The following is a 16,832-nucleotide window of genomic DNA, read 5'->3' on the forward strand; positions in this document are numbered from 1 at the left end:
GGCCCCGGACACGGCTTCGTTCCCGGTCCGTATGTCCTGTACGTCCCTGGGGGCGTCCGGTGACGTCGTCACAGCCCCGCCGATCGGGCCTCGCCCAGCTCGGTGAGCCGGTCACGCAGTCGTTCCGCCTCCGCCGGTACGAGTCCGGGGATACGGGCGTCCGTCGCCGCGGCGGCCGTGTGCAGCTGCACGCTCGCCAGCCCGAAGTGCCGCTCCACGGGACCGGAGGTCACCTCGACCAGCTGCATGCGCCCGTACGGCACGACGGTCTCCTCGTGCCACAGGACACCGCGGCTGATCAGCAGGTCGTCCGCGCGCTCGGCATAGCGCCAGGAACGCCAGTTGCGCCCCAGCATCGGCCAGCCCCACAGCAGCGCGGCCAGTGGCAGCAGCGCGAAGGCCGCCCAGGCGGGTCCGGCGAACAGACCGAGCAGCAGGCCCGTGGCGAGGGCCAGCAGCCCGAGCCACACCACCAGCAGCAGCCGTCGCATCCTCAGCAGTCCCGGCGGCAGCGCGATCCACACCGGTTCGTCCGCCGGCCGACCCGCTGCCCGCCCGGGCGGCCGTTCCGCTGTCCGCCCCGTGTTCTCCGAGGTCCCCGTCTCCATGCAGCAAGCGTACGTACGACACACTGTCCGCATGACTCCTACGACGGAGACCATGGTCGGTATCGGCGGCGCCGCGGAGAGCACCGACATGGTGCTCAACATCGGGCCCCAGCATCCGTCCACCCACGGCGTACTCCGGCTGAAGCTCGTCCTGGACGGAGAGCGGATCCAGCACGCGGAGCCGGTGATCGGCTATATGCACCGCGGCGCGGAGAAGCTCTTCGAGGCGCGCGACTACCGGCAGATCATCATGCTGGCCAACCGCCACGACTGGCTCTCCGCGTTCTCGAACGAGCTGGGCGTGGTTCTCGGTGTGGAGCGGATGCTCGGCATGGAGGTGCCCCCGCGCGCGGTGTGGACCCGCACGCTCCTCGCGGAGCTGAACCGGGTCCTGAACCACCTGATGTTCCTCGGTTCGTACCCCCTGGAACTGGGCGGGATCACCCCGATCTTCTACGCGTTCACCGAGCGCGAGGAGCTGCAGCACGTCATGGAGGAGGTCTCCGGCGGGCGCATGCACTACATGTTCAACCGGGTGGGCGGCCTCAAGGAGGATCTGCCGGCCGGCTGGGCCACGCGCGCGCGGGAGGCCGTTTCCGGGGTGCGCTCCCGCATGGACCGCTTCGACGGTCTGGTGCTCGGCAATGAGATCTTCCGGGGGCGTACGCGCGGTGTCGGAGTGCTCTCGCCCGAGGCGGTGCACGCCTACGGGGTGAGCGGGCCGATCGCCCGCGCCTCCGGTGTCGACTTCGACCTGCGCCGGGACGAGCCCTACCTCGCGTACGGCGAACTCCAGGACACCCTGAAGGTCGTCACGCGCCAGGAGGGCGACTGCCTGGCCCGTTTCGAGTGCCTCCTGGAGCAGACCCACAACGCGCTGGACCTCGCGGACGCCTGTCTGGACCGGCTCGCGGAGCTGCCGCCCGGACCGATCAACCAGCGGCTCCCCAAGGTCCTGAAGGCCCCCGAGGGCCACACGTACGCCTGGACCGAGAACCCCCTCGGCATCAACGGCTACTACCTCGTCAGCAAGGGCGAGAAGACCCCGTACCGGCTGAAGCTGCGTTCGGCCTCGTACAACAACATCCAGGCGCTCACCGAACTGCTGCCGGGCACGCTGGTCGCGGACATGGTGGCGATCCTGGGGTCGCTGTTCTTCGTGGTGGGGGACATCGACAAGTAGGGCTCGTCCACGGGCGGGGCGCTGCGGGCGGGGCTCTACGGAGAGGGCTGTTTCGTTCTCGGGAGGGGGCCTTGCGGCGGGACCCGGAGCGGGTTCGGGATGCCGACCGGCTGGGTCAGCCAGCCGAAGTCGCCCAGGCCGCCCCGGGCGGTCAGTTCGGCCGCCTCGCCGGCGCCCGCGAGGGCCCGTACGTACGCCGCGGGGTCCGTGGAGGCCAGGGCCAGGGACGGCCGCTCGCCGCTCACGCCCAGCGTCCGCAGCGCGTCCCGCTGGCTCAGCAGCCGGCCGCCCGGCAGGGCGCACGCGTCCAGCGCCACATGCGCGGTGATGTCGCAGGAGCCGTCCGGCACGGGGGCCGTCTCCCGGCCCTCCCTGAAGCCCGTCAGCGTCCCGAACGGCGGCCGTGCGCCCGCGCTGTGCCCGTAGTCGACGGCGACGGCCAGACCGCCGCCCAGAGCGGCCACGGCGGACGCCCAGGCGGTGTCCCTGGGGAGACCGATCTCGGCCCGCAGCCCTTCAGCGGGGAGCGGATCGGCGGGCGTTCCCGTGAGGGGCCACCACGTCTCCAGCCAGCGCGCGTCCGCGCCCCCCACCGGCTCCCCGAGGGACTCCGTCCCGGCCGCGTCCACCAGGACGAGGCGGGGCACTCCGTGCGCGTCCACCTCGGCCACGTCCACCGGCACGTTGTCGAGCCACTCGTTGGCGAACAGCAGGCCCGTGACGCCCGGCGGGGGCTCCGGGAGCCAGTCGATCCGGCGGTCGAGTCCGGCGGGGCGGGCGGCGCGCTCCACCGCGTACCCGCGCGCGCGGGAGGCCGCTTCGGCGGGGAGCGCCCTCAGGACGGCGTCCACCAGTTCGCCGCGGCCCGCGCCCAGGTCGACGAAGGCGAGTTCGGAGGGGTGGGCGAGGGCCTCGTCGACGAGGAGCAGCAGCCGGGCCACGGCCCCCGCGAACAGCGGTGACGCATGCACCGAGGTGCGGAAATGGCCCGCGGGACCCTCCGGCCTGCGATAGAAACCGCGGGGCCCGTACAGCGCTTCCTCGGTCGCCGGGCGCCACCCGCGCATCCCGCCCGCCGCCTCACGCTCCACTGCGCCCACCCCTGTTTCCCTCGCTGTCACCTCGCCAGGCTAAGCGGCAAGTTCAAGGCGGCCTCCACCTTGGGGAGTACAAGCACCGGTTACGGATCGACCCTCCGGTTGACCCCTGCACACAGCACGCTTCCCTACGCTGGGTTACGTGCAGCGCCTCTATGATTTTCTCCGCAGGCACCCGACATGGGTCGACGGCTTCTGGGCCGTCGTCCTGCTCGGGATCTCGGTCGCGAGCGGAACGGCCGGGCAGGAGAACGCCGACTCCGGGACCGACCATCTGGCCGTGACCCTTCCGATCACCCTGCTGCTCTGCCTGGTGATCGCGCTGCGCAGGCGGCTGCCCGAGTCGATGCTGATCCTCGCCGTCTCCATGGGCGGGGCACAGCTGGTGCTGGACATGCCGTTGGCGCCGGCCGACTTCGCGCTGCTGGTGATCACCTACACGGTCGCCTCGAACGGCACCCGCTGGGCTTCCCGGCTCGCCCTCACAGCCGGACTGCTCGCGGCCCCGCTGGCGCAGCTGCGCTGGCCCGAGGAGCACCAGAGCGCCGCCGGGCAGGTGGCGATAGTGATCTTCCAGACGGTTCCCTTCGCCCTCGCCTGGGTCCTCGGCGACTCCCTGCGGACCCGCCGCGCCTACTTCGCGCAGCTGGAGGAGCGGGCCGCGCGGCTGGAGAAGGAGCGCGAGGCGCAGGCCAAGGTCGCGGTCGCCGCCGAGCGCGCCCGGATCGCCCGCGAGCTGCACGACGTCGTCGCGCACAACGTCTCGGTGATGGTGGTCCAGGCCGACGGCGCGGCGTACGTACTGGACTCCGCGCCCGACCAGGCCAAGAAGGCCCTGGAGATCATCTCCGGGACGGGACGGCAGGCCCTCGCCGAGATGCGCCGCCTCCTCGGGGTGCTGCGCACCGGCGAGCACCAGGAGTCCGGCGAGTACGTGCCGCAGCCCGATGTGGAGCAGCTCGACGACCTCATCGAGCAGTGCCGGGGCTCCGGCCTCCCCGTCGACTTCAAGATCGAGGGCACTCCGCGTCCGCTGCCCAGCGGCGTCGAGCTGACCGCGTACCGCATCGTGCAGGAGGCACTCACCAACACCCGTAAGCACGGGGGGCCGAACGCGGGAGCGAGTGTGCGCCTGGTCTACTTCGACGACGGCCTCGGCCTGCTCGTCGAGGACGACGGCAAGGGCGCCCCGCACGAGCTGTACGAGGAGGGCGGGGTGGACGGCCAGGGGCACGGCCTGATCGGTATGCGCGAGCGCATCGGCATGGTCGGCGGCACCCTGGACGCCGGGCCGCGTCCCGGCGGGGGTTTTCGCATCAGCGCCCTGCTTCCGCTCAAGCCCGCTCACTGACACGTGCACGCATCCGAGGACACGTACACGCATTCGAACCGACCGGAGGACCTCCCCATGCCGATCCGCGTGATGCTCGTCGACGACCAGGCGCTGCTGCGCACCGGGTTCCGGATGGTGCTCGACGCCCAGCCGGACATGGAGGTCGTGGCGGAGGCGGGCGACGGTGTGGAGGCCTTGCAGGCGCTGCGCGGCAGGGACGTCGACGTGGTCCTGATGGACGTCCGCATGCCGAAGCTGGACGGGGTGGAGACGACCCGGCGCATCTGCTCGGACCCGAACCCGCCGAAGGTGCTGATCCTGACGACCTTCGACCTCGACGAGTACGCCTTCTCGGGGCTCAAGGCGGGGGCCTCCGGCTTCATGCTCAAGGACGTGCCGCCCGGTGAGCTGCTCGCCGCGATCCGCTCCGTGCACAGCGGGGACGCGGTGGTCGCGCCCTCGACGACTCGGCGGCTGCTGGACCGTTTCGCGCCGCTGCTGCCGAGTGCGGGCAAGGATCCCCAGCACAAGGAGCTGGAGCGGCTGACCGGGCGGGAGCGGGAGGTCATGATCCTGGTCGCCCAGGGGCTGTCCAACGGTGAGATCGCTGCGCGGCTCGTGCTGTCCGAGGCGACGGTCAAGACGCACGTGGGCCGCATCCTCACGAAGCTGGGTCTGCGGGACCGGGTCCAGGTGGTCGTCCTGGCGTACGAGACGGGTCTCGTACGGGCGGGCGGACAGGGCTGAGCGCTCCGCGCTCCGTCTCGGGCCCCGTCCTCGGCTGCGGGCCGGTGGGGGCCGTTCGCGCAGTTCCCCGCGCCCCTGAGGGGCCCGCGGTGGCGGGTGGCCGTTGTCGGCCGACGGCCGGTGGGGGCTCGTCGCGCAGTTCCCCGCGGCCCTGAGGGGGCGGTGGTGGCGGGTGCGTTGTCGGGTGACGGTCGTGTGTGGCTGGTCGCGCAGTTCCCCGCGCCCCTCAAAAGCGGGGCTGCGCCCCGGCTTTTGCCCCTTTAGGGGCGCGGGGAACTGCGCGACCAGCCCCCACCGGACCCGCAGCCGAAGACAATCGGCAGCCCCCGCGGAGCGGTCAGCGGAGGATGCCCTCCAGGAAGTCGCTGCCCAGGCGCGCCACCATCGTGACGTCCAGCTGGTGCAGCACGTACCGCCCGCGCCGCCGCGTCGTCAGCAGCCCCGCCTTCTTCAGCACGCCCAGATGCCGGGATATCTCCGGCGCAGTCATCCCGTGCGTCTGCGCCAGCTCGCTCGTGGTGAACGCGCTGCGCGCCAGGCTCCGGCACAGCCGCATCCGCATCGGATGGGACAGGGCCGTCATCCGCAGCGTCAGCTGCTCGACGGAGGTCGGGACCGTCAGCTCCGGGGAGCCGACCGGATAGTGGATCACCGGCTGCCACCCGTACCGGTGCAGCACCATGAGATGCGGCCAGCCGAGACTCGTCGGCACCAGCAGGAGACTGCCGGCCCGGATCGACGTGTGGCCGTGGCCCAGCTTGTCGACGACGATCCGGCCCGCGCCCTCGTCGAGCGTCACCGCGGCCGACACGGACGCCAGGGCCTCGCCCAGGCCCCGTCGGCCGAGCAGGTCCGTCTTGCGGCGGGCGTCCGCCGCGAGCTGGTGGCGCAGCCGGGACCAGGTGTCGGCGAAGAAGGCCTCGTCGCAGTCCTCCAGGAACTGCCGCAGCCAGGCCCGGATCCGCGGCGGGTCGGCCAGCAGCCGCTCGGTGAAGTCCGCCGGCCGCGGCCCGCGCGCGGTGGCCAGCTCCAGGGCCCGCCGACGGGACACGGGGTCGGCCAGGGCACCGGCGCCCTGCATGTCGTACGGGAGCGCGCAGGTGAACTCCAGAGCCGCGTCCACGAACTGCTCGTCCGTCAGCTTGTCGAGCAGGTCCAGCTCCTCGGCGAGGGTCGCGCCGGGGAGCGTGCTGCCGCCCGTCGCGCCCGCGTACGGCAGGAACAGGTCCGAGAACGTCGTCCGCCACAGGAAGTCCGCCTCGCACATCCGGTCGGCCAGATGCGGGTCGAGGCGGGCGGTCACGCCGGTCGCCCAGCCCTGGAGGCCGGGGTGGTGGCCCGGCTCGGCCAGCGCGTGCAGTGCCATGCACAACTCGGCCAGGGGCGAGGGCACGACGGCCACCCGCTCCCTGCGTAGCCCGGAGATGTCGATGGTCACGCTCATGACCTCATGGTGCACCCCGCCACCGACAACGCGACTCCCGATTGACGAGCGCCGTCAATCGACGGGACGGCGACGGCGGACCCGGCGCACGCTGGGTCCACCGGGGCACCGCGGGGCCCACGGAGAACGCCCGGAACCGGAACCGATGTCGAAGCCGAAAGCGAAGGCGAAGGCGAACCGATGCCGATCCGGTGCCGGCAGACGTCCGTACCCGTCCCGAGAAGGCGATCCGCCATGAGCATCACGCAGCAGTACCTACTGGACACCTATCGCGCCCGGCAGCACGGCGACCCGACCCCGCCCGCCCCCGGCGCCCACGACTGGCAGGTCATGCGGGAACTGCCCGACCACCGGCGGTTCCGCGCGGTCCTGGCGGGCCGCCCCGCCCGGGCCCGGGTACGGGCCGCGTGGACCGGGCTGTTCGCCCGGCCGGGCGGGAAGGCCGACTCCGCAGGGCGGGCCGCCCCGACCAGGCCGGCCGGCCCGGCGATCAGCGGGGAATGCGCGCCACGAACTCCCTGACCGCGGCCCGTACGTCGTCCGCCGTCCACTCCAGGCCCGGCGCGCCCACCGTGACCTCGGTGTACGCGATGCCGGGCCCGCGCGGATCCCAGACCTGCGGGAACAGCGACACGCCCGTCTCCTCCGCCTGCAGCGTCCCCGCGTCGGTCAGCTCGTCGGCCTCGTACGGCAGCCACACCTGGAACTGGTGCGTGTGCGGCTCCTCGGGGTGGACCCGCGCCCAGGGGAGCCCCGCCGCTGCGAACCCCTCCCGCAGCGCCCCGGCGACCACGCGCGCGTGGGCCACGTACTCCGGGAGCCGGGGCAGTTCCCGCTCCAGGCCGATCAGCGCGGACAGGGCGGTGGGGAACTGCTGGAGGATCTGGCCGCCGTACCGGTGGCGCCAGGCCTTCGCCTCGTCGACGAGCGTCCTCGGGCCCGCGAGCGCGGCGCCGCCGAAGCCGCCCAGCGACTTGTAGAAGGACACGTAGACGCTGTCCGCGAGGTCCGCGATCTCGGCCGGGGAGCGGCCGAGACGGCTGGTGCACTCCCACAGGCGGGCCCCGTCGAAGTGCACCACGGCGTCGCGTTCGCGGGCCGCGTCCGTGACGGCGACCAGCTCCTCCCAGGAGGGCAGCAGGAAACCGGCCTCCCGGAGAGGCAGTTCGAGGAACAGCGCCCCGAAGGGCTCGTCCAGGTCGCGCACCTCGTCGGCGGAGGGCATCCGCGGCTCGCGCGTGGGATGCACGGTCCGCAGGCCGCCGAGGGTGCTGAGGGAATGCCTCTCGTGGACCTCCGGGTGGGACAGGGGGTGCATCGCCACCGTCGCGTTGCCCGTACGGCCCGCCCAGCAGCGCAGCGCCACCTGCTGGGCCATGGTCCCCGACGGGAAGAAGGCGGCGGCCTCCTTGCCGAGCAGGGCGGCGACCCGCTCCTCCAGGGTCTCGACGATCCCGTTGCCGTACATGTCCACCGGCAGGTCCAGGTCGTACACGCTGGGCGCGGCCTCCGTCAGCCCGGTCAGCAGCTCACCTACCGTGGCGCGGAAACCGGGCCGCCACAGCGCCCGCCGGGCCCCCCGCCAGGCGACCCTGCGCCGTTCCCGCCGCTGTTCCGGCGTCCGCTCCGCCGCTTCCGACCCCTGTGCCGCATCGCTCATGCTCCGGATGATGCAGGACGCGATGACGAGGAGCACGTGAATTCTGCAGCGGCCTCCCTGCCGCGGCCTGTGGATTTCCCACAGGCTGTGGACAAGAACCTGTGGACGGAAAAACGGCCTCGGACCGATCGCGTTAACATGACGAGAAAGCGTCCGGTACCCCGAGCGGACTGGAACGGAAGGCCGCCGTCGAGTGAGTACATTCCCCCAGGCAGACCCCAAGGACCGCCCCGCGCGCCTCACCGTCGGCGTCGTCGGCGCCGGGCGGGTGGGCCCCGCCCTGGCCGCGTCGCTCCAGCTCGCCGGACACCGCCCGGTGGCCGTCTCCGGGGTCTCCGACGCCTCCAGGCGCCGCGCCGCGCAACTGCTGCCCGACGTGCCGCTGGTGACACCCGAGCAGGTCCTGGAGCGGGCCGACCTGGTCCTGCTGACGGTCCCCGACGACGCCCTGCCGGGCCTGGTCGAAGGGCTCGTCGACACCGGTTCCATCAGGCCGGGCCAGCTCCTCGTGCACACCTCGGGACGGTACGGGACGAGGGTCCTCGACCCCGCCCTGCGCGCCGGGGCACTGCCGCTCGCCCTGCACCCCGCGATGACGTTCAGCGGCACCCCCGTGGACGTGCAGCGGCTCGCCGGATGCTCCTTCGGGGTCACCGCCCCCGAGGAACTGCGGCTGGCCGCCGAGGCCCTGGTCATCGAGATGGGCGGCGAGCCCGAGTGGATCGCCGAGGAGTCCCGGCCGCTCTACCACGCGGCCCTCGCGCTCGGCGCCAACCACCTGGTGACCCTGGTCGCCGAGTCCATGGACCTGCTGCGCACGGCCGGCGTCGACGCCCCGGACCGGATGCTGGGCCCGCTGCTGGGCGCCGCACTGGACAACGCCCTCAGATCGGGCGACGCGGCCCTCACCGGACCGGTCGCGCGCGGCGACGCGGGCACGGTCGCCGCGCACATCACCGAGCTGCGCACGCACGCCCCGCAGACCGTCGCAGGCTACCTCGCGATGGCCCGAGCGACGGCCGACCGGGCCCTCGCCCACGGCCTGCTCAAGCCGGAGCTCGCCGAGGACCTCCTGGGCGTGCTCGCCGACGGCCCCGACGGACCGGACGTCCCCGAAGGAGACGTCCGATGACGCGCGCAGGTGCGGACTCGGACGCCGGGAACTCGCGCGCCCGGAACTCGCCCGCCGGGAACGGAGCAGCCCGATGACCACCGTCCTGCTGAACACCGCCGACGAGCTCCACGCGCGCGTACGCACCGGCCGCCGTGCCGTCGTCATGACGATGGGCGCCCTGCACGAGGGCCACGCCACCCTGATCCGCACCGCCAGGGAACTCGCGGGCGGTGATGGCGAGGTCGTCGTCACCGTCTTCGTGAACCCCCTCCAGTTCGGCGCGGGCGAGGACCTCGACCGCTACCCGCGCACCCTGGACGCCGACATCAAGATCGCCGAGCAGGCGGGCGCGGACGCCGTGTTCGCCCCTTCCGTGGACGAGGTCTACCCGGGCGGCGAACCCCAGGTCCGGATCAGCGCGGGACCGATGGGGGAGCGGCTGGAGGGCTCGACACGGCCCGGGCACTTCGACGGCATGCTCACCGTCGTCGCCAAGATGCTGCACCTCACCGCGCCCGACGCGGCGCTGTTCGGACAGAAGGACGCCCAGCAGCTCGCCCTGATCCGCCGCATGGTGCGCGACCTGAACTTCGGCATGGAGATCGTCGGCGTCCCCACGGTGCGCGAGGCGGACGGTCTCGCCCTGTCCAGCCGCAACCGCTATCTGTCGGCCGGTGAGCGCCGTACCGCGCTCGCCCTCTCCCAGGCGCTGTTCGCGGGCAGCGACCGGCACGCGGCCCAGGAGGCCCTGTGCGCGCGGGCCCGCGAGGTGCCCGCCACGCACGCGCGTGCCGAGGCCCTCAGCGCCATCGGCGAGTCCCGCGCCGCCGCCGACACCCACGCCGTCGCCAAGGCGGCCCCGGGAGGCCCCGCCGCCGTCCGCGCCGCCGCCCGGCTGGTCCTCGACGACGCGGCCCGGCTCAGCCCGCCGCTCGCCCTGGACTACCTGGCGCTGGTCGATCCGTCCGACTTCACCGAGATCCCGGACGGCCACACCGGTGAGGCGGTCCTCGCCGTCGCCGCCCGGGTCGGGACGACCCGGCTGATCGACAACATTCCTCTGACCTTCGGAGCCGCCTCGTGACCAGCACAGGCATACGACTGCACGCGCCCGCGCCCGGCTGGTCCGTCACCGCCGACGTCGTGGTCGTCGGCTCCGGAGTCGCCGGACTCACCGCCGCGCTGCGCTGCGATGCCGCCGGGCTGCGGACGGTCGTCGTCACCAAGGCCCGCCTCGACGACGGCTCCACCCGCTGGGCCCAGGGCGGCATAGCCGCGGCCCTGGGCGAGGGCGACACCCCCGAGCAGCACCTCGACGACACCCTGGTCGCGGGCGCCGGCCTGTGCGACGAGGACGCCGTGCGCATCCTCGTCACCGAGGGCCCCGACGCCGTACGCCGTCTGATCGAGACCGGCGCCCACTTCGACGAGTCCGAAGAGGGCGACCTGGAACTGACCCGCGAGGGCGGCCACCACCGCCGCCGCATCGCCCACGCGGGCGGCGACGCGACCGGCGCGGAGATCTCCCGGGCCCTCGTCGAGGCGGTCCGCGCGCGCGGTCTGCGCACGGTGGAGAACGCGCTCGTCCTGGACCTCCTCACGGACGCCGACGGACGTACGGCGGGCGTGACCCTGCACGTCATGGGAGAGGGCCAGCACGACGGCGTGGGAGCCGTCCACGCGCCCGCGGTGGTCCTCGCCACCGGCGGCATGGGCCAGGTCTTCTCCGCGACCACCAACCCGTCGGTGTCCACCGGCGACGGCGTGGCGCTGGCCCTGCGGGCGGGCGCCGAGGTCTCCGACCTCGAATTCGTGCAGTTCCACCCCACCGTGCTGTTCCTGGGCGCGGACGCGGAGGGCCAGCAGCCGCTCGTCTCCGAGGCGGTCCGCGGCGAGGGCGCCCACCTCGTGGACGGACAGGGCGAGCGCTTCATGCTGGGGCAGCACGAACTGGCCGAACTGGCGCCCCGGGACATCGTCGCCAAGGGCATCACCCGGCGCATGCAGGAGCAGGACGCCGAGCACATGTACCTGGACGCCCGGCACTTCGGGGCGCACATGTGGGAGCACCGCTTCCCGACGATCCTGGCCGCCTGCCGCGCCCACGGCATCGACCCGGTCACCGAGCCGATCCCGGTCGCCCCGGCCGCCCACTACGCCTCCGGGGGCGTGCGTACCGACTCCCGGGGCCGTACGACCGTGCCCGGCCTGTACGCGTGCGGCGAGGTCGCCTGCACCGGCGTCCACGGCGCCAACCGGCTCGCCTCCAACTCCCTCCTGGAGGGACTCGTCTACGCCGAGCGCATCGCGGCGGACATCGCGGCCGGCCACGACGAGAACCCTCCCGGGGAGGGCCTGCTCGACGGGAACCGCCCCCACGCGCGCGTGCCCTCGCCCGGCTCGCCCGCCGCCCGGCCGCAGAGGCCCGACCACCCGCTGCTCGCCGCCGAGGCCCGGTTCGCGATCCAGCGGATCATGACCGACGGCGCCGGCGTCCTGCGCTCGGCCGGCTCCCTGGAGAGTGCCGCCGACCGCCTCCAGCAACTGCACACCGACGCCCGCGACGCCCTCGACGAGAACGGCAAGACCGCCGAGCCGGGCGTCGACACCTGGGAGGCGACCAACCTCCTGTGCGTGGCCCGCGTCCTGGTCGCCGCCGCCCGCCTCCGCGAGGAGACCCGCGGCTGCCACTGGCGCGAGGACCGGGGCGAACGGGACGACGACAACTGGCGGCGCCACATCGTCGTACGTCTCAATCCCGACCGGACGCTCGCGGTACGCACCACCGACACCGCAGACTTCCCCCCGACACTTCCCCGGGCCCGCGACCGCGCGCGCACCGGGGGAACCCCCACGCCCAGCCCCCAGGAGCAGTGACAGAAGTGAGCACCCCGGACCTTCCCCTCCTCGACGGCGGTGGCTGCGGCGACGGCTGCGGCTGCGGCGAGTACAGCGCCGACGACGCGGAGTACGCCGAGTGCGGGCTCGACCCCGCCCTCGCACAGCTCCTCGCCGACGCCGGGCTCGACCCCGTCGAGGTCGAGGACATCGCGCACCTGGCCATCGAGGAGGACCTCGACCACGGCGTGGACGTGACCACGGTCGCGACCATCCCCGAGGAGGCCGTCTCCACCGCCGACTTCACCGCCCGCGAGGCCGGTGTCGTGGCGGGCCTGCGGATCGCCGAGGCGGTCGTCTCCGTCGTCTGCACCGACGAGTTCGAGGTCGAGCGGCACGTCGACGACGGCGACCGCGTCGAGGCCGGGCAGCGGCTCCTCAGCGTCACGACCCGCACCCGGGACCTGCTGACGGCCGAGCGCAGCGCGCTGAACCTCCTGTGCCGCCTCTCCGGCATCGCGACGGCCACGCGCGCGTGGGCGGACGTCCTGGAGGGCACCGGCGCGCGCGTGCGGGACACCCGCAAGACGACGCCCGGGCTGCGCTCCCTGGAGAAGTTCGCGGTCCGCAGCGGCGGCGGTGTCAACCACCGCATGTCCCTCTCGGACGCGGCCCTCGTCAAGGACAACCACGTGGTCGCCGCGGGCGGTGTCGCGCAGGCCTTCAAGGCCGTCCGGGAGACCTTCCCCGAGCTGCCGATCGAGGTCGAGGTCGACACCGTGGACCAGCTGCGCGAGGTCCTGGACGCGGGCGCCGACCTCGTCCTTCTGGACAACTTCACGCCCACCCAGTGCGAGGAGGCCGTGGCCCTGGTGGGCGGGCGCGCGCTCCTGGAGGCCTCCGGCCGCCTCACCCTGGACACGGCCGCGGCGTACGCGCGTACGGGCGTCGACTTCCTCGCGGTGGGCGCCCTCACGCACTCCTCGCCCATCCTGGACATCGGCCTCGACCTGCGCGACGCCCCCGAGTCGCCGCTGAGCGAGGCTGAGTAGGCATGCTGCTCACCATCGACGTCGGCAACACGCACACCGTCCTCGGGCTCTTCGACGGCGAGGACATCGTCGAGCACTGGCGCATCTCCACGGACGCGCGCCGCACCGCGGACGAACTGGCCGTGCTCCTCCAGGGACTGATGGGCATGCACCCGCTCCTCGGCGACGAGCTGGGCGACGGCATCGACGGCATCGCGATCTGCTCGACCGTGCCCTCGGTCCTGCACGAGCTGCGCGAGGTGACCCGCCGCTACTACGGCGACGTACCCGCCGTCCTCGTCGAACCGGGCATCAAGACGGGCGTCCCGATCCTGATGGACAACCCCAAGGAGGTCGGCGCCGACCGCATCATCAACGCGGTCGCGGCGGTCGAGCTGTACGGCGGGCCGGCGATCGTCGTGGACTTCGGTACGGCGACGACCTTCGACGCGGTGTCCGCGCGCGGGGAGTACGCCGGTGGTGTCATCGCGCCCGGCATCGAGATCTCCGTGGAGGCGCTCGGGGTCCGGGGCGCGCAGCTCCGCAAGATCGAGATCGCGCGGCCGCGCACGGTGATCGGCAAGAACACCGTCGAGGCGATGCAGTCCGGCATCGTCTACGGGTTCGCCGGGCAGGTCGACGGGGTCGTCCACCGTATGGCCCGCGAGCTCGCGGAGGACCCGGACGACGTCACGGTCATCGCGACGGGCGGGCTCGCGCCGATGGTGCTCGGTGAGGCGTCGGTGATCGACGAGCACGAGCCGTGGCTGACGCTGATCGGTCTGCGACTGGTGTACGAACGAAACGTCTCCCGCACGTAGTCGCTCCGCTGAGGGCTCGTGGACATCTGCGGGCCCGCTGTGGCTGGTCGCGCAGTTCCTCGCGCCCCTGGGTGGGTGGGGGTGACCGTGTGCGTCGTCTGTGCGGGTCGGTTGTGGCTGGTCGCGCAGTTCCCCGCGCCCCTAGGTGAGTGGGGGGCGGGGGACGTGCGTCGCCCGCAGGCCGCCCTACGACCCCGCAGCCACCCACCGGCCCCAGGTGGCACTTACCTAGGGGCGCGGGGAACGGCGCGGCCAAGCACGGCGGACCTGCAGGCATCCACCCGCCCCAGGTGGCGCCCCCCCAGGGGCGCGGGGAACGGCGCGGCCAAGCGCGACGAACCTGCAGGCACCCACCGGCCCCAGGTGGCACCTACCTAGGGGCGCGGGGAACGGCGCGGCCAAGCACGACGAACCTGCAGGTACCCACCCGCCTCAGGTGGCACTCCCACCCAGGGGCGCGGGGAACTGCGCGACCAGTCACAGTCGGGCCGCAGGCGTCCCGCCGAGCCACGCCACACGTGGGGTGATCTACCGGTTTTGTCTGATTAGCGCGTATCGTCGTGATCATGCCCACGCCTCACGGACCCCGCGGCGCCATGGCGTTCGGTACGGAGGAGCTGCGTGTGCTCCGACGTGCGCTCGCTCTCGCCCTGCACCCCGGCCCCGCCTCGGCCCAGGACCTCCAGGACTGCCTCCGCCTGGCGGAGAGCGTCGACGAGGCGACCCGCGAGGGCGCCCGCCTGCGCACCTTCCTGCTGGCCGACCTCGCCCGCTACCGCGCCGCGCTGCCAGGTACCGCGGCGGGTTATCTGACGCTCATGGAGGAGGCCCTCGGCGCCGGCCACCGTCCGGTCCCCGACGACCTGGCCGCCCTGCGCGCCCTGCGCGGCAACCCCGTGGCGGCCGCCCTCCTCGACCGCTGCGAGGCGCTCGTGGAGCAAGACGTGCGCACCCGCCTGGCCCGCCGCTCGGTGCCGGCCTCGCGCACCGGCTCCCGTACGCGGCTGACGGCGATCCCCGGCGGGAAGCCCACCGAGCGGCCCGACGGGAAGCCCGTCGAGCGGCCCGCCCAGGAACCGTCGCGCCGGGACCGCCCCATCCCGACCCCGGGCGAGGTCTTCCCCCCGAGGCGCAAGCCGGCGACTCCGCCCCCGAGCCCCGACACCCCTCCTCGGCAGCTCGCCGCCGTCTAGGCCCTGTCGTCACATTCCCGCCTGCCGGGCGACGCCTGGCACGCTCCCCCAGCCTCCGGCCGGGGGGCCCCAGAGCACGCGCCAGACGCCGCCCGGCCCGCCCTCCGGGCGGACGCCGGGAATGTGACGACAGGGCCTGGGGCACGTCCGCGGCACGTCCTGGGCGGGTCCGTGACCCCGATCCCCGTCCTGCCCGGGACCCTGGCTACTCTGGACGGCATGGAATACGTCTCCGCGCTCGTGCCCCCGGTAGTGATGGCCGTGTTCTTCATCGGTCTGATCGTGACGATCGTGAAGACCCAGGGCGGTGCCAACAAGGCCAAGGAGGACGCGGTCGTCGACGCGGTCCTCGCCCGCGCCGAGCACACCCGCCAGACCCCCCGCGACACCACCGGGGCCTGAGCGCGGCTCCCGGCACACCCCGCTCACGGCACGGCGTACGACTCACAGGCTTTTCGAGTCGTACGCCCTTTTTGTTGCTGTTTGTCGGTCGACGCCACGTCCACCACGTGATCGGTGACATCTCCCCCTATTGTTCTGGCTGTGCCTCGCCCATTGGGAGAACTCGAAGACTCGGTCATGACGCGGGTGTGGAAGTGGAACCGCCCGGTGACCGTACGAGAAGTCCTGGAAGACCTTCAGCAGGAGCGGTCCATCGCCTACACCACGGTGATGACCGTTTTGGACAATCTCCATCAGAAGGGCTGGGTGCGCCGTGAGGCGGAAGGCCGGGCCTATCGATATGAGGCGGTCTCCACCCGGGCCGCCTACTCGGCCGCACTCATGAACGACGCCTGGACGCAGAGCGACAACCCGGCCGCCGCTCTCGTCGCCTTCTTCGGCATGATGTCCCCGCAACAGCGCGAAGCGCTGCGCGATGCCGTACGTATCGTCCAAGGGCCGGAAACGCCCGCCGCGGAGAACACCGTGGCGGAGAACCCGGCCACCGAGAACCCCGCCGCCGCAGAGGGCGCGACCGGGGGATAGCGTCCGGTTCATGCCAGCAGAGCAGCCCGAAGTCAGCACTAATGCCCTCACTGTCCGCCGGGCCAGGACCAGCGATGTCCCGGCGGTTCGCGGTCTCCTCGACTCGTACGTCCGCGGGCGCATCCTGCTCGACAAAGCGACGGTCACGCTTTACGAGGACATCCAGGAGTTCTGGGTCGCGGAACGCGGTACCGGTCCGAGTTCGGAGGTCGTGGGCTGCGGCGCTCTCCACGTCATGTGGGAAGACCTCGCGGAAGTGCGCACTCTCGCCGTGAACCCCGTGATGAAGGGTGCCGGCGTGGGCCATCAGTTGCTGGGGAAGTTGCTGGAGACGGCCCGCTGGCTCGGTGTTCGCCGCGTATTCTGCCTGACCTTCGAAGTCGACTTCTTCGCGAAGCACGGCTTCGTCGAGATCGGTGAGACGCCTGTTGACACCGATGTCTACGCCGAGCTCTTGCGTTCCTATGACGAGGGCGTGGCCGAGTTCCTGGGGCTCGAACGAGTGAAACCGAACACCTTGGGCAACAGCCGGATGCTTCTGCATCTGTGATCGCCTCCGCGTAATACTCCGGACATACCTCCGCTGCCGGCCCGTCGGCCCATGCCCCGTGCCTCTATGTCCGAAACGCGCATGTTTCCGGTCTTCGCGGGTCTCGTCGGTCTCTCCCAGGGGTTTGTGTTTTTCCATCAAAAGCGGTTTGCTTTCCGACGTACTGCAGTAGTGCATATAACAGGGGACACGAAACTGCGGCGGCTGCCGTGGATCCTCGGCCCTG

General features: G+C 72.6%; 17 protein-coding genes. 13 read left to right on the forward strand and 4 right to left on the reverse strand.

The window, feature by feature from the left end:
• Nucleotides 1-68: 68 nt before the first annotated feature.
• On the reverse strand, nucleotides 69-608 hold the full coding sequence (locus J8N05_RS08430; RefSeq protein ID WP_383948170.1) for a PH domain-containing protein: 540 nt from the start codon (nucleotides 606-608) through the stop codon (nucleotides 69-71).
• A gap of 31 nt (nucleotides 609-639) precedes the next feature.
• Between J8N05_RS08430 and J8N05_RS08435 the strand changes: the two genes are divergently transcribed.
• Nucleotides 640-1,791, forward strand: a complete 1,152-nt coding sequence (locus tag J8N05_RS08435) for an NADH-quinone oxidoreductase subunit D (RefSeq protein WP_210881812.1) — start codon at nucleotides 640-642, stop codon at nucleotides 1,789-1,791.
• A gap of 35 nt (nucleotides 1,792-1,826) precedes the next feature.
• On the opposite strand, the gene J8N05_RS08440 is transcribed toward J8N05_RS08435, so the two are convergent.
• The gene (locus tag J8N05_RS08440; RefSeq protein ID WP_210890082.1) at nucleotides 1,827-2,858 is read right to left on the reverse strand and encodes an SAM-dependent methyltransferase; all 1,032 of its coding nucleotides are present in this window, start codon (nucleotides 2,856-2,858) and stop codon (nucleotides 1,827-1,829) included.
• A 172-nt stretch (nucleotides 2,859-3,030) separates the two neighbouring features.
• On the opposite strand from J8N05_RS08440, the gene J8N05_RS08445 reads away from it, so the two are divergent.
• Both J8N05_RS08445 and J8N05_RS08450 read left to right on the forward strand, forming a co-directional pair.
• Nucleotides 3,031-4,239 (forward strand): sensor histidine kinase, encoded by a 1,209-nt coding sequence (locus J8N05_RS08445; RefSeq protein ID WP_210881813.1) that lies wholly within the window; start codon nucleotides 3,031-3,033, stop codon nucleotides 4,237-4,239.
• Nucleotides 4,240-4,296: 57 nt separating this feature from the next.
• Nucleotides 4,297-4,968, forward strand: a complete 672-nt coding sequence (locus J8N05_RS08450) for a response regulator transcription factor (RefSeq protein WP_189773250.1) — start codon at nucleotides 4,297-4,299, stop codon at nucleotides 4,966-4,968.
• Between the two features lie 337 nt (nucleotides 4,969-5,305).
• On the opposite strand, the gene J8N05_RS08455 is transcribed toward J8N05_RS08450, so the two are convergent.
• The gene (locus J8N05_RS08455; protein ID WP_210881814.1) at nucleotides 5,306-6,412 is read right to left on the reverse strand and encodes a DUF5937 family protein; all 1,107 of its coding nucleotides are present in this window, start codon (nucleotides 6,410-6,412) and stop codon (nucleotides 5,306-5,308) included.
• A gap of 234 nt (nucleotides 6,413-6,646) precedes the next feature.
• Here J8N05_RS08455 and J8N05_RS08460 point away from each other — a divergent pair, with 234 nt between their 5' ends.
• Nucleotides 6,647-6,934, forward strand: a complete 288-nt coding sequence (locus J8N05_RS08460; RefSeq protein WP_210881815.1) for a hypothetical protein — start codon at nucleotides 6,647-6,649, stop codon at nucleotides 6,932-6,934.
• Here J8N05_RS08460 and J8N05_RS08465 read toward each other — a convergent pair.
• Nucleotides 6,903-8,072, reverse strand: a complete 1,170-nt coding sequence (locus J8N05_RS08465) for a threonine aldolase family protein (RefSeq protein ID WP_210881816.1) — start codon at nucleotides 8,070-8,072, stop codon at nucleotides 6,903-6,905. The two genes, J8N05_RS08460 and J8N05_RS08465, sit on opposite strands and share 32 nt — an antisense overlap.
• A gap of 193 nt (nucleotides 8,073-8,265) precedes the next feature.
• On the opposite strand from J8N05_RS08465, the gene J8N05_RS08470 reads away from it, so the two are divergent.
• From J8N05_RS08470 to J8N05_RS08510, 9 genes are all read left to right on the forward strand, one after another.
• Nucleotides 8,266-9,204, forward strand: coding sequence for a Rossmann-like and DUF2520 domain-containing protein (locus J8N05_RS08470; RefSeq protein ID WP_210881817.1), 939 nt, complete (start codon nucleotides 8,266-8,268; stop codon nucleotides 9,202-9,204).
• 73 nt (nucleotides 9,205-9,277) lie between these two features.
• The gene (panC, locus tag J8N05_RS08475) at nucleotides 9,278-10,270 is read left to right on the forward strand and encodes a pantoate--beta-alanine ligase (protein WP_210881818.1); all 993 of its coding nucleotides are present in this window, start codon (nucleotides 9,278-9,280) and stop codon (nucleotides 10,268-10,270) included.
• Complete coding sequence (locus J8N05_RS08480; protein ID WP_210881819.1) at nucleotides 10,267-12,063, forward strand: L-aspartate oxidase; 1,797 nt, start codon at nucleotides 10,267-10,269, stop codon at nucleotides 12,061-12,063. The genes panC and J8N05_RS08480 overlap by 4 nt, the downstream gene beginning before the upstream one ends.
• A gap of 5 nt (nucleotides 12,064-12,068) precedes the next feature.
• Nucleotides 12,069-13,076 carry a carboxylating nicotinate-nucleotide diphosphorylase gene (gene nadC, locus J8N05_RS08485; RefSeq protein WP_210881820.1) on the forward strand — a complete coding sequence of 336 codons (1,008 nt, stop codon included), beginning with the start codon at nucleotides 12,069-12,071 and terminating at the stop codon, nucleotides 13,074-13,076.
• A 2-nt stretch (nucleotides 13,077-13,078) separates the two neighbouring features.
• Nucleotides 13,079-13,876: a type III pantothenate kinase gene (locus J8N05_RS08490; protein WP_210881821.1), complete on the forward strand. Its 798-nt coding sequence runs from the start codon at nucleotides 13,079-13,081 to the stop codon at nucleotides 13,874-13,876.
• 596 nt (nucleotides 13,877-14,472) lie between these two features.
• Complete coding sequence (locus tag J8N05_RS08495; protein ID WP_210890083.1) at nucleotides 14,473-15,069, forward strand: hypothetical protein; 597 nt, start codon at nucleotides 14,473-14,475, stop codon at nucleotides 15,067-15,069.
• A gap of 219 nt (nucleotides 15,070-15,288) precedes the next feature.
• Nucleotides 15,289-15,471, forward strand: coding sequence for a hypothetical protein (locus J8N05_RS08500; RefSeq protein WP_210881822.1), 183 nt, complete (start codon nucleotides 15,289-15,291; stop codon nucleotides 15,469-15,471).
• Between the two features lie 141 nt (nucleotides 15,472-15,612).
• Entirely contained in the window at nucleotides 15,613-16,056 is a 444-nt protein-coding gene (locus J8N05_RS08505; protein WP_210881823.1) for a BlaI/MecI/CopY family transcriptional regulator, read from the forward strand.
• Between the two features lie 10 nt (nucleotides 16,057-16,066).
• Entirely contained in the window at nucleotides 16,067-16,606 is a 540-nt protein-coding gene (locus J8N05_RS08510; protein ID WP_189773262.1) for an amino-acid N-acetyltransferase, read from the forward strand.
• Nucleotides 16,607-16,832: the final 226 nt, after the last annotated feature.

Origin of the sequence: Streptomyces liliiviolaceus (assembly GCF_018070025.1) — a bacterium.
In the GTDB taxonomy this organism is placed as follows: domain Bacteria; phylum Actinomycetota; class Actinomycetes; order Streptomycetales; family Streptomycetaceae; genus Streptomyces; species Streptomyces liliiviolaceus.